Source organism: Streptosporangium sp. NPDC053982 (genome assembly GCF_055585205.1).
Map to the genome: position 1 here is coordinate 58,553 of NZ_JBVJKQ010000017.1, position 12,114 is coordinate 70,666.

The following is a 12,114-nucleotide window of genomic DNA, read 5'->3' on the forward strand; positions in this document are numbered from 1 at the left end:
CGGCCGGCCGTCCCGGTGCCCGGTCAGCCCCGCTCCGCCGTTCCGCCCGGCCCGAGGATCGTCTCGGCCATCGCCCATGCCGCCAGCGCCGGATGCGCGCCGGGGCGGGTGACGGCGTGGGCGAGCACCCCGTCGACGAGCACCAGGATCTGGTCGGCGCCGAACTCCGGGTCCGGGTGGCCGTGGCGGGTCAGCTCGGCGGTGAAGATCCGGTGCAGCTCCTCCTTGTGGGCGCGGACCTCCGCGTGGGCCGGGTGGTCCGGGTCGGCGAGGGCGAGCTCGGCGGCGGTGTAGCGGCAGCCGCGGAACCCGGGCCGCGTGGTGACCCGCTCCAGCTCGTCGAAGACGGCCAGGACGCGCTCGCGGGGGTCGTCGCCGGCCGCGTCCATGGTCTCCCGGTAGCGGTCGGTGGTGGCGTGGGTGCGCAGCATCTCGGCGATGAGCCCGTCCTTGCCGCCGAAGTGCTGGTAGAGCGAGCGGCGGGCGACGTCGGCCCGGCCGAGGATGGCGTCCACGCCGACGTGGACGCCATGGGTGTAGGTGAGCTCGCGGGCGGCTTCGATCAGCCGCTCGCGCGGTCCGGGTCTCGTGGTCGTGGTCACGGCTTCGATCCTCGCACGCGGTTGACAGTAGACCAACCATTCTATCTAATGAGGCGCTGTATACCGACCGTTCTATCTATCCCTCGGAGCCCTCATGCCACGCCGGGGCACGCTGCCCACCGTCCTGACCGGTGTCTTCATCACGATCCTCGACTTCTTCATCGTCAACGTGGCCATCCCCACCACCCAGCGCGACCTGCACGCCGGAGCCACGGCCGTCGAATGGGTGGTCGCCGGGTACGGCCTCGCCTACGGCTCCGGACTGGTCCTCGGCGGCCGGCTCGGCGACCTCTTCGGCCGCCGCCGCATGTTCGCCCTCGGGCTGGTCCTCTTCACGCTGGCCTCGGTCGTCTGCGGCCTGGCCCCCGACGCCGGCACGCTGATCGCCGCCCGCGTCGCGCAGGGCGCGGCGGCCGCACTGCTCTCCCCGCAGGTCCTGGCGATCCTGCGCACCGCCTACCACGGGGCGGCCCAGGCCAGGGCGCTCGGCGCCTACGCGTTGACCATGGGCATGGCGGCGGTGTTCGGCCAGCTCATCGGGGGCGTGCTCATCCAGGCCGACCTGTTCGGGCTCGGCTGGCGCACCTGCTTCCTGATCAACGTGCCGATCGGCGTCGCCGCCCTGGTGATGACCGGCCGCGTGGTGCCCGAGAGCCGGTCCGCCGACGCCGTACGGCTCGACGCCGGCGGGGCCGTGCTCATCACGCTCGGCCTGGCCGCCACGCTGCTGCCGCTGATCGAGGGTCGCGAGCAGAGCTGGCCGCTGTGGACCTGGCTGTCCTTCGCCGCCGCCGCCGCCCTCTTCACCGCGTACGGCAGGCGGCGGCACGAGTCGCCGCTGATCGACCTCGCCCTGTTCCGCGAGCGGGCCTTCACCGCGGGGCTGCTCACCCAGCTCGCCTTCACCATGGGCATGGCCGCCTACTTCCTGGTCTTCGCCCTGTACGTCCAGGAGGGCCGGGGCCTGGACGCGCTCCAGGCCGGACTGATCTTCGCCCCGATCGGCGCGGGCTACCTCGCGGCCTCGCTGCTCGCACCCCGGCTGGCCGCCCGCCTCGGCCGCCAGACGATCGCCCTGGGCGGGCTGACCAGGGCCGCAGGACTGACCGCCCTGCTCGTCGCCGTCGCCTGGGACGCGCCGATCGGCTGGCTGGTGCCGATGCTGGTCGCCGACGGGGTCGGCATGGGTCTGGCGCTCGCCCCCATCATGGGCACCGTCCTGGCCAGGGTCGCCCCGCGGCACGCCGGCGCCGCCGCCGGGATCCTCACCACGACCCAGCAGGTCGGCTCGGCCATCGGCGTCGGCGTCGTCGGCATCGTGTTCTACGGCGATCTGTCGGCCGGGGTCGCGGGGGCGTTCCGGCACGGGCTGGTCTACCTGATCGTGGTCACCCTGGCCGTCGCGGCGTTGGTCCAGGCCGTGCCGCGCACCGCCGCCCCGGCCGGGACCCCGGCCCCGGCCGCCGCCTGACGGTCCGGCGCGGCCGGTCAGCGGCCGGTGAAGGCGGCCTTGGTCTTCTCGGCGAAGGCCCGCATGCCGTTGCGGGCGTCCTCGGTGGCGAACAGGCCGGAGAACTGGAGGCGCTCGATCTCCAGACCGGTGGCCAGGTCGGCCTCCAGACCGCGGTCCACGGCCTGCTTGGCCGCCCGCACGGCCAGCGCGGGGCCGCCCTGGAACCGCGCGGCGTAGGCCAGTGCCTCGGTGTGGACGTCGGCGTCCGGGACGACCCGGTCGACCAGACCGATCTGCAGGGCCTCGGCGGCGGAGACGTGGCGGCCGGTGAAGATGAGGTCCTTGGCCCGCGACGGGCCGACCAGCCGCGGCAGGCGCTGGGTGCCCCCGGCGCCGGGGATGATGCCGAGCAGGATCTCCGGCTGGCCCAGCTTGGCCGACTCGCCCGCGATCCGGATGTCCGCGCACAGCGCCAGCTCGCACCCGCCGCCCAGGGCGTAGCCGGTCACCGCCGCGATGACCGGCTTGCCGATCTCGGCGACCGCGGTGAAGCACGCCTGCAGCGTCGCCGAGTGGACGGCCATGTCGGCGTAGGACATGCCGGCCATCTCCTTGACGTCGGCGCCCGCCGCGAAGACCTTCTCGCCGCCGTAGAGCACCACCGCGTACACCCCGGGGTCGGCGTCCACCTGGCGGGCGCAGTCGCGGATCTCCTCCTGGACCTGCCGGTTGAGCGCGTTCATCTTCGGCCGGTCGAGCCGGATCGTCGCGATCCCGTCGGCCGTCTCCACCCGCACGAACTCACCCATGGCCGTCCTTCCTTCCGAGCATCCCGTCCCCCGCACCCTAGAGGAGCGCCTCGCCGCCCCAGTAGCCCGCTCGCCGTACGCCCGGAAGCGGCGGCCGGATCACAGGCGGCCGGGTTTCGGGAGGCCGGAAATTGACCTCTTCCTCTGCAAGATCTCAACAGGTATGGTCGAGCCGGTCATCGAAGGAAAGTTTCACCAATGGAGGAACATTGGGCAAGAAGCTTCAGATGCTGGCGATCCCCGTAGCGGCCGTCGCGCTGACCGCGCTGACGGGCGCCCCCGCCCAGGCCGCCACCGGCTACGACCGCTGCCACGACGGGTACTACTGCATGTTCTCCGGCCTCGACGGCACCGGCGACATGGTCGAGATCAAGAACGACACGCCGGACCTCGCCGCGCTCGGCATGGCGGGCCGCGCCAAGTCCGACTGGAACCGTACGGCCTCCTACATCCACCTGTACTCCGCGGCCGGCTACGGCGGCTGCTCCGCCGTGACCTCCCCCTGGGGCAAGGGCAACTTCTACACCCCGTTCCGCGACTTCTTCCACTCGGTCCGCTTCGACGGCGCCAACGGCCCGTCCTGCCTCACCACCTTCACCGGCTCCCCGGCCGACTCCCACGGCTGACCGGGCCCCGGCGGGCCGGGTGTCGTGCGGAAAGCCGCAGGTGACACCTGGCCCCCGGTCTCCCGGCACACGATGACCCGGCGGCGTGGACGCGGGATCAGTTCAGCGGCATCAGGCCCCGGGTCCCGCCGGCGGGCTCGGACCGGCCGGCGGCCCCGGCGAGCACCCTGCGGTAGACGCGCTCGTAGCCCTCGGCCATCGCCTCGACCCCGAAGTGGTCCGCCACGTGGGACCGGCAGGCGTTCGGGTCGATCTTCCCGGCCGCCTCGATCGCCTCCGGCAGCTCCTCGGGCCGGTCCAGGACGAACCCGGTCACCCCGTCGGCGACGACCTCGGGCACCGCTCCCCTGCCGAACGCCACCACGGGCGTGCCGCAGGCCATCGCCTCGATCATCACCATGCCGAACGGCTCCTCCCACAGGACGGGGAAGAGCAGGCAGCGGGCCGCCGCGAGCAGCTCGCGCTTGCCGACGGCGTCGGCCTCGCCGACGTACTCGGCGTCGGCGCCGAGCCTGGGCGCGACGTGCTCGGCGAAGTAGGCGCGCTCCACCGGCTCGGTGAGCTTGCCGGCCAGCAGGATCCGCCGGCCGGCCGCGCGGGCGGCGTCGACGGCCAGGTGCGCGCCCTTGTCCTCGTTGAACCGGCCGAGCCACAGCACCCAGTCCTCCTTGTCCTCTCGGAAGGGGAAGGAGGCGATGTCCACGGCGTTGTGGACGACCCCGGCCCAGGGCAGCCCGGGGGCGCTGCGCCGCTGCGCCCGGGAGATGCCGACCATCGCCACGCCCGTGCCGAGCGAGCGGTAGTAGTCGCCGAACTCGCCGTCCATCGTGAGGTGGCAGGTGATCACCGTCGGGACGGCCCGGCATCCGGCGTGCAGCGGCCCGGCCAGCGAGTGGTCGTGGACGATGTCCGTCTCCAGGCCGGAGAGCATGCCGTGTGCCCTGGCCGCGTGCAGCACCTCCGGCATCGCCTCGCCGATCCGCTCCGACGGCGGCACGGCGTAGGTCGCCAGGAACCGGGCCGACGTGCCGGGCTTGCCCGCGCCGATCAGGGTGACCTCGTGCCCGCGCCGTGACAGCCCCGCGACGAGGTCGGCCACCATCGACTCGATGCCGCCGTACGCCGCGGGAGGCACGTCGTACCAGGGGGGAGCGATCATCGCGACGCGCAGCCCCCCGCCGGGCCACCCGGCCGGCTCCTCTTCAGTGATCATCCCCGCCCCCGCTCACGGCCTCGCGGCCTGTCGACGTCCTTCCCCGGGTCCGGTCCTCCCGCCCCGAGCCGCCCCAGACCGCTCCAGACCGTCCCGGACCGCTCTGGACCCCCGCCGTCATCGCGTCCGCCCCGAGGCCCCGGCGGTGAAGCCCTCTCCCGGGTCCGGCACCGGTGGGCGCGGCTCGTCGTGCAGGATGATCCCCTCGGGCAGCCCGGTCACGGAGAGCTTCCCGCCGCTGACCTCGATCGTGATCCGGGATCCGGCCAGCGGCATCCCCTCGACCCGGATGTCCTCCATCGGCACGGGGTCCAGCCACACCTGCCCGTAGGGCACCCAGGGGGCGAAGCGGAGCAGGTTGCGCAGCAGGTGGATCGGCGACGCGGCGGCCCACGCCTGCGGGGTGCAGGAGGTGGGGTAGGGCACCGGTGGGGAGAAGTCGCCCCGGGCGAAGCCGCAGAACAGCTCGGGCAGCCGCCAGCCGAACGCCTCCGCCGCGTCCATCAGGCCGGAGGCGATCCGCCGCCCCTCGTCCACGAAGCCGTACCGGATCAGCCCGGCCACGATGAGGGAGTTGTCGTGCGGCCAGACCGAGCCGTTGTGGTAGCTCATCGGGTTGTAGGCGTCCATGTCGGAGGCCAGGGTGCGCACGCCGTACCCGGTGAACATGCTCGGCGAGAGCAGGTGCTCGGCGACGGACGCGGCGCGGTCCTCGTCGACGATGCCGGTCCACAGGCAGTGGCCGGGGTTGGAGGCGACGGAGTCGATGCGGCGCCCCTCGCCGTCGAGGCCGATGGCGTAGTAGCCGCGTTCCGGCATCCAGAACCGGTCGTTGAACGCCTCCCGCAGCCGCGCCGCCCGCCTCTTCCACTCCTCCTCCACGGTGGTGTCGCCGGCCTCGTGGGCGAAGTGGGCGCGCGCCTTGTAGGCGGCGTAGACGTAGCCCTGCACCTCGGCCAGCGCGATGGGCGGCCGGGCCAGGGTGCCGTCGGCGAAGGCGACGCCGTCGAAGGAGTCCTTCCATCCCTGGTTGACCAGGCCGTGGTCGGTCCTGCGGCGGTAGGACAGGAACGGGTCCGCGGACCTGGTGATCCAGCCGAGCGCCTCGTCGGCGTACGGCAGGAGTTCCTCGACCTCCGCGCACAGCAGGCCCCACCGGCGCAGCTCGCCCAGCAGCATCACGAACAGCGGGGTGGAGTCCACCGAGCCGTAGTAGGCGAGGCCACCGGCCTGGGCGCCGAAGCGCAGCTCGTGCAGGATCTTGCCCGGCTCCTCCTCGGTGAGGGGATCATCGACCTTGCCCTGCAGCCTGGCCAGGCGGCGCAGTGTGCCGAGCGCCAGCGACTGGTCCATCGGCAGGGCCATCCAGGAGGTCAGCAGCGAGTCGCGGCCGAACAGCGTCATGAACCACGGCGCGCCCGCGGCGACCGTCGGCGGCTCCTCCGGCCGGTCGGGGTCGAACAGCCGCAGTGCCCCGAGGTCCTCCAGGGAATGGCGCAGGACGCGGGTCAGGGTGCGGTCGGCGGTGATGACGGTCGGGCTGAGCCGGCCCCAGTCGGCCCGGCGCAGGACGGGCTCGGCGTGCTCCAGCGGGTGACGGGTGGAGAACCGGGTGGGCAGCTCCTCGCCGTCCAGGATCGGGTTGACCTGGACGGTGGCGGTCCACTCCCCCCGGGCGGGCACGACGATCCGGAAGGCGAGGATGCCGGGCATGGAGATCGGCTGCGGATCGGCCACCACCCGGGTCCCCCGGCAGCGGATGGCAGAGAAGATCATCATGCCCGTCCGGTCGGGCGTCGTCTCCACGTCGGGCACGTGCCGGACCCGCCCCGCCTTGACCTCGAACAGGTCGGCCAGATCACCGGCCAGATGGATGTCGACCAGGCATCCGGCCGGCTCGTCGGACAGGTTGCGCAGCGTCAGGTCCTCGCGCAGGCCGCCGCTGATGTAGCGGTCCCTGACCACCAGCAGGGTGCTCTCCGCCCGCCCCGGCCGCGGCGCCGCCCGGCCGACGAACGTCGCGTGGTACGGCTCGGCGACGAACACGTTGAGCGGCTCCACCCCGGCGTCGTCGATCCGCAGCTCCCAGCGCGACAGCAGCCGGGTGTCGGCGGTGTAGATCCCCTGCGCCCCGCCCGGCACGATGTCCCCGCCGCGCCCGGACACGCAGAAGGAACCGCTCTCCACCAGGGTCACCGCGCTGTCGCCCAGTGCGCCGGGCTGGCCCTCGAAAGTCCACCCGTTCACTTCTTCTCTCCAGTGCGTACGGCTCGCCGGCCTTCGCCTCCAACCCGTTCCCTTTCCGCCCCACCCGGGAGAAGAACCGCAAATCGAACCCCCATGCGCAGGTTTTACCTGCTCAGCGCCTTCATCTCTGTCCGTTCTGCGTAACGGCCGCCTTGCGAGCGGATTGCTCGTCCGAGGCATCCGCTCCGCGCTGCGGGACCGGGGACGTGCCCGCGACCGTCATTAGCCACGGAAGCGGTCGAGGCGGGAGGCCACCGCGCTGACAGGGTGAAGAAATTCTTCGCTAGGTGTCGGCAAAATGAAGAATGTTATTGACATCGTGGGCTCGGCTTCGCAGGCTTTCTCGCATCGGATTCCCCCAGCCGAGGAGCGTTCGTGCGACGATCGTCCCCCCTCCGCCTGGCGGCCGCGGCCATCGTGGCCGCAGGCAGCCTCTCCCTTGCGCAACCGGCCTCCGCCACGCGGACGGCCGCTCCCGACGACCGGCAGGCGGCCTTCACCGAGGCCGCCAAGGCGTACGGCGTGCCCGAGAGCGTCCTGCTCGGCGTCTCCTACCTGGAGTCACGCTGGGACGCCAACGCGGGCAAGCCGAGCAACTCCGCCGGGTACGGCCCGATGCACCTCACCGACGCGGCCGGGTTCACCGGCGGGAACCACCACGCCGAGGGCACCGAGGACGCCCGGGGCGACGACGGCCGCCCGCTGCCGGCCCCCCAGGCCGCGCCGGCGCCCGCCGAGATCCCCGCCTCGCTCAGGACCCTGGAGAAGGCGGCCGATCTCACCGGCGCGAGCCGCGAGGAGCTGCGCGGCGACCCGGCCGCCAACATCCGCGGCGGCGCCGCCCTGCTCGCCGACTACCAGAAGACGCTCGGCGCGCCGCTCAGCGACGACCCGGGCGAGTGGTACGGCGCGGTGGCCCGCTACTCCGGCGCCGAGGAGGCCGAGGCGGCGAAGTTCTTCGCCGACGAGGTCTACGCCACGATCGAGTCCGGCGCCCAGCGCGTCACCGACGACGGGCAGAAGGTCGAGCTGCGCGCCAGGCCCGGCCTGCGGAAGATGGACCGCTGGCTGGAGAAGCTGGGGCTGCGCCGGCCCCAGCGCGGCGAGGCCGAATGCCCGCCCACCGTCTCGTGCGAGTGGATCCCCGCGCCCTACCAGGAACTGCCCGGCGACGACTACGGCAACCACGACAAATCGAACCGGCCGGTCAACCAGAAGGTCGACTACATCGTCATCCACGACATGGAGGGCTACTTCGATCCCTCCGTGCGGCTGGTGCAGGACCCCGCGCGCCCGGCGAGCTGGCACTACTCGGTGCGTTCCGTGGACGGGCACATCGCCCAGCACGTGAAGACCAAGGACGTCGCCTGGCAGGCGGGCAACTGGTACGTCAACGCCAAGTCGATCGGCATCGAGCACGAGGGGTTCCTCGCCGAGGGCGCCTTCTGGTACACCGAGGCGATGTACCGCAGCTCGGCCCGCCTGGTGCGCTACCTGGCCCTGCGCCACGGCGTCCCGCTCGACCGGGCGCACATCCTCGGCCACGACAACGTGCCCGGGACGATCGCCTCCACGGTGCGGGGCATGCACGAGGACCCGGGCCCCTTCTGGGACTGGGCGCACTACTTCCAGCTCCTCGGCCACCCGCTGCACGGCACCGGCGGCCCGCGGACCGAGTCGGTGATGATCCTGCCCGACTACGAGAGGAACCAGCCGTACTACTACGGCTGCGACCGCAAGAACCCCGACGCCGGCTGCGCCCCGCACGGCTCGGCGTCGGTCTGGCTGCGCACCGAGCCGCGTGAGGACGCCCCGCTGGTCAAGGACGTCGGCAAGCACCCGACCGGTGACTCGCTCTACAGCGTCTACGACCACAGCGCCCGCGCCGTCACCGGCCAGCGCTACGCCGTCGCCGACCGCCAGGGCGACTGGACCGCGATCTGGTACCTCGGTCAGAAGGCGTGGTTCCACAACCCCGCGTCCCAGCCCACCGCGGTGCCGTCCAAGGGCCTGGTGGTGACGCCCAAGCCGGGCCTGGCGAGCGTGCCGGTGTACGGCAGGGCGTACCCGGAGGAGGCGGCGTACCCGGAGGGCGTGCCGTACCAGACGATCAGCCCGCTGCAGTACACCTTCGCCGTGGGCCAGCGCTACACCGTCGGCCTGGCCGCGGTCGGCGAGTACTACCGGGCGGTGACCTTCGACACGTCGAACCACCAGGTGATCCGCGGGAAGCAGAAGTACTACCAGATCCAGTTCGGCCACCGCGTGATGTTCGTCAAGGCCGAGGACGTGGTGGTGTCCGCCACCTGATCCCCGCGGCGCCGGAGGACGCCTGACCGCCGGTGTGCCGGAGGACGCCTGGTCCCGGCACGCCGGAGGACACGGCGCGGACATGAGAGAAGGACGTGAGAAGGAGGGGGCCGGGGCGCGCGGCCCCGGCCCCCTCCCCCGTTCCTCTCCGCTCCTCCCGCCGGCCGGTCAGGGCGGGCGGGAGGCGGGCGGCGGGATCAGCGCAGGGTGCCGTTGGTCATCCCCGCCGGCTCCTCCGGCACGGTGACCAGGCCCAGCTCGGCGGGCGTGTCCATGAGCGGGTGGTCGGGGACGACCCGGACGCTGTAGCCGAACGCGCCGGTGCGGTCCAGCGGGACGGTCCCGGCGAAGACGGCCCTGCCGTCGTCGCCGTCGGACTCCAGGGTCAGGGTCGTGTAGGCGGGCCGTACCAGCTCGTCGTGGAGCCCGACCGGGCCGTAGGCGGCCTGGACGCGGACGTCCTCGGGGTGCAGCTCGCCCAGGGCGATGGTGGCCCGCACCTCCAGCGCCGCGCCCACCTCGGGGGTGTCGCCGAGGTTGGAGGTCTCCACGTGCTCTACCCGCACCCCGGGCCACGCCTGGGCGAGGCGCAGCTTCCAGGCGGCGAAGCCCCTGGCCGGCTCGTAGCCGTCCTTGAGCAGCTCGCGGCCCGACTTCGCGGCCGGGGTGTAGAGGTCGACGACGTAGTCGCGGAGCATCCGCCCGGCCAGGACCTTGGGACCGAGGGAGGTCAGGGTGTGGCGGACCATCTCCAGCCAGCGCATCGGCAGGCCGTCGGCCGCCCGGTCGTAGAAGCGGTCGGCCACCTCGTGCTCGACCAGGTCGTACAGCGCCCCGGCCTCCAGCTCGTCGCGGCGGTCGGGGTCACTGACGCCGTCGGCGGTGGGGACGGCCCAGCCGTTGGTGCCGTCGTACCACTCGTCCCACCAGCCGTCCCGGATGGACAGGTTGAGCCCGCCGTTCAGGGCGGCCTTCATCCCGGAGGTGCCGCACGCCTCCAGCGGGCGCAGCGGGTTGTTCATCCACACGTCGGCGCCCTGGACCATGAGCTGGCCGAGGGCCATGTCGTAGTCGGGCAGGAAGACGATGCGGTGCCGCACGTCCTCGGCGTCGGCGAACTTCACGATCTGCTGGATGAGCTTCTTACCGCCCTCGTCGGCCGGGTGCGCCTTGCCGGCGATCACGATCTGGACCGGCTTGTCGGGGTCGAGGAGGAGCCGGCGGAGCCGGTCGGGGTCCTTCAGCATCAGCGTGAGCCGCTTGTAGGAGGGGACCCGGCGGGCGAAGCCGATGGTCAGCACGTCGGGGTCGAGGGCGTCGTCGATCCAGCCCAGTTCGGCGCGGGAGGCGCCCCGGGCGAGCCAGGAGCGGCGCAGCCGCTCGCGCGCCCCCTCGACCAGCCGGGCGCGCAGCCGGCCGCGGATGGCCCAGACGTCGGCGTCGGAGATCTTGTTGACGCCCTCCCAGCCCTGGGCCCGCTCGACGAGCGAGGGCAGCTCCCGCCCGGCCAGCTCCATGATCTCCCGGCCGACCCAGGTGGGCGCGTGCACGCCGTTGGTGATCGACCCGATCGGGACGTCGGCCGCGTCGAAGCCCGGCCACAGGTCCTGGAACATCTCCCGGCTCACCTCGCCGTGCAGCTCGGAGACGCCGTTGACCCGCTGGGCCAGCCGCATGCCCATCGCGGCCATGTTGAACCTGCCGGGCTCCTTCTCCGCGCCGAGCGCGAGGATGCGCTCCACCGGGACGGTGGGCCAGGCGTTGCCCTCGCCGAACTGGCGGGCGATCATCTCCGCCGGGAAGCGGTCGATGCCGGCGGGGACGGGCGTGTGGGTGGTGAAGACCGTGCCGGCGCGGACCGCCTCCAGCGCCTCGTCGAAGGAGAGCCTGCTCTCGGTCAGCTCGCGGATGCGCTCCAGGCCGAGGAAGCCCGCGTGGCCCTCGTTGGTGTGGAACACCTCCGGCTCGGGGTGGCCGGTGACCCGGCAGTAGGCGCGGATGGCGCGGACGCCGCCGATGCCGAGCAGCAGCTCCTGCATCAGGCGGTGGTCGCCGCCGCCGCCGTAGAGGCGGTCGGTGACGTCGCGGGCGGCGGTGTCGTTCTCGGCCACGTCGGAGTCGAGCAGCAGCAGCGGGACCCGGCCCACCTGGGCGATCCAGATCTGGGCGTGCAGGGTGCGGCCCTCGGGCAGGCCGATCGCGATCCGCACCGGCGCGCCGTCCTCCTCCCGCAGCAGGGTCAGCGGCAGGCCGCCCGGGTCGAGGGAGGGGTAGTGCTCCAGCTGCCAGCCCTCGGGCGACAGCGACTGGGTGAAGTAGCCGTGCCGGTACAGCAGGCCGACCGCCAGGATCGGCACGCCCAGGTCGCTGGCGGCCTTGAGGTGGTCGCCCGCCAGGATGCCCAGGCCGCCGGAGTACTGCGGCAGGGCGGCGGCGATGCCGTACTCGGGGGAGAAATAGGCGATGGCCCGGGGCGCGTCGGGGACCGTCTGGTACCAGCCGGGCGCGGTCGTGTACTCATGGAGGTCGTCCGCGGCGTCGGCGACCCGCCGCAGGAAGCGGCGGTCGGCGGCGAGCTCGCGCAGCCGCGCCGGATCGACGGCTCCGAGCAGTGCGACGGGGTCGTGGCCGACCCTCTCCCACACCTCCGGATCGACCTCGGCGAAGAGGTCGAGCGTCTCGGGATGCCATGACCAGCGCAGATTGCGCACAAGCTCGCCAAGCGAGGCCAGCTCCGGAGGAAGAACGGTGCGGACGGTGAACCTGCGGATTGCTCTCACGCTGCCAGACCCTAATTACTCAGCGCCACTGGTGGCGACCTCGACACTCACGCGTCTCCCCCTCACCGCTATCA

8 protein-coding genes are annotated in these 12,114 nt (G+C 72.8%); 3 read left to right on the plus strand and 5 right to left on the minus strand.

The genetic code is table 11. The features are described 5' to 3' along the window. Window positions 1-23 precede the first annotated feature (23 nt). Window positions 24-602 (minus strand): TetR/AcrR family transcriptional regulator, encoded by a 579-nt coding sequence (locus ACZ6W9_RS29125; protein WP_470120596.1) that lies wholly within the window; start codon window positions 600-602, stop codon window positions 24-26. A gap of 94 nt (window positions 603-696) precedes the next feature. Here ACZ6W9_RS29125 and ACZ6W9_RS29130 point away from each other — a divergent pair, with 94 nt between their 5' ends. Then, on the plus strand, window positions 697-2,073 hold the full coding sequence (locus tag ACZ6W9_RS29130; protein ID WP_389959644.1) for an MFS transporter: 1,377 nt from the start codon (window positions 697-699) through the stop codon (window positions 2,071-2,073). Between the two features lie 17 nt (window positions 2,074-2,090). Here ACZ6W9_RS29130 and ACZ6W9_RS29135 read toward each other — a convergent pair whose 3' ends face one another. Continuing rightward, the gene (locus ACZ6W9_RS29135) at window positions 2,091-2,864 is read right to left on the minus strand and encodes an enoyl-CoA hydratase/isomerase family protein (protein WP_389959642.1); all 774 of its coding nucleotides are present in this window, start codon (window positions 2,862-2,864) and stop codon (window positions 2,091-2,093) included. Window positions 2,865-3,073: 209 nt separating this feature from the next. On the opposite strand from ACZ6W9_RS29135, the gene ACZ6W9_RS29140 reads away from it, so the two are divergent. Then, window positions 3,074-3,490, plus strand: coding sequence for a peptidase inhibitor family I36 protein (locus tag ACZ6W9_RS29140; protein WP_389959639.1), 417 nt, complete (start codon window positions 3,074-3,076; stop codon window positions 3,488-3,490). A gap of 97 nt (window positions 3,491-3,587) precedes the next feature. Here the strand turns inward: ACZ6W9_RS29140 and ACZ6W9_RS29145 are convergent, their stop codons facing one another. Together ACZ6W9_RS29145 and ACZ6W9_RS29150 are read right to left on the minus strand one after the other, a co-directional pair. Then, on the minus strand, window positions 3,588-4,703 hold the full coding sequence (locus tag ACZ6W9_RS29145; RefSeq protein WP_389959636.1) for a glycosyltransferase family 4 protein: 1,116 nt from the start codon (window positions 4,701-4,703) through the stop codon (window positions 3,588-3,590). A gap of 117 nt (window positions 4,704-4,820) precedes the next feature. Next, window positions 4,821-6,950, minus strand: coding sequence for an amylo-alpha-1,6-glucosidase (locus ACZ6W9_RS29150; RefSeq protein ID WP_389959633.1), 2,130 nt, complete (start codon window positions 6,948-6,950; stop codon window positions 4,821-4,823). Window positions 6,951-7,325: 375 nt separating this feature from the next. Between ACZ6W9_RS29150 and ACZ6W9_RS29155 the strand changes: the two genes are divergently transcribed. Continuing rightward, the gene (locus tag ACZ6W9_RS29155; protein ID WP_470120599.1) at window positions 7,326-9,260 is read left to right on the plus strand and encodes an N-acetylmuramoyl-L-alanine amidase; all 1,935 of its coding nucleotides are present in this window, start codon (window positions 7,326-7,328) and stop codon (window positions 9,258-9,260) included. 197 nt (window positions 9,261-9,457) lie between these two features. Here ACZ6W9_RS29155 and glgP read toward each other — a convergent pair whose 3' ends face one another. After that, window positions 9,458-12,040 carry an alpha-glucan family phosphorylase gene (gene glgP, locus ACZ6W9_RS29160; RefSeq protein ID WP_389959628.1) on the minus strand — a complete coding sequence of 861 codons (2,583 nt, stop codon included), beginning with the start codon at window positions 12,038-12,040 and terminating at the stop codon, window positions 9,458-9,460. Between the last annotated feature and the right edge of the window lie 74 nt (window positions 12,041-12,114).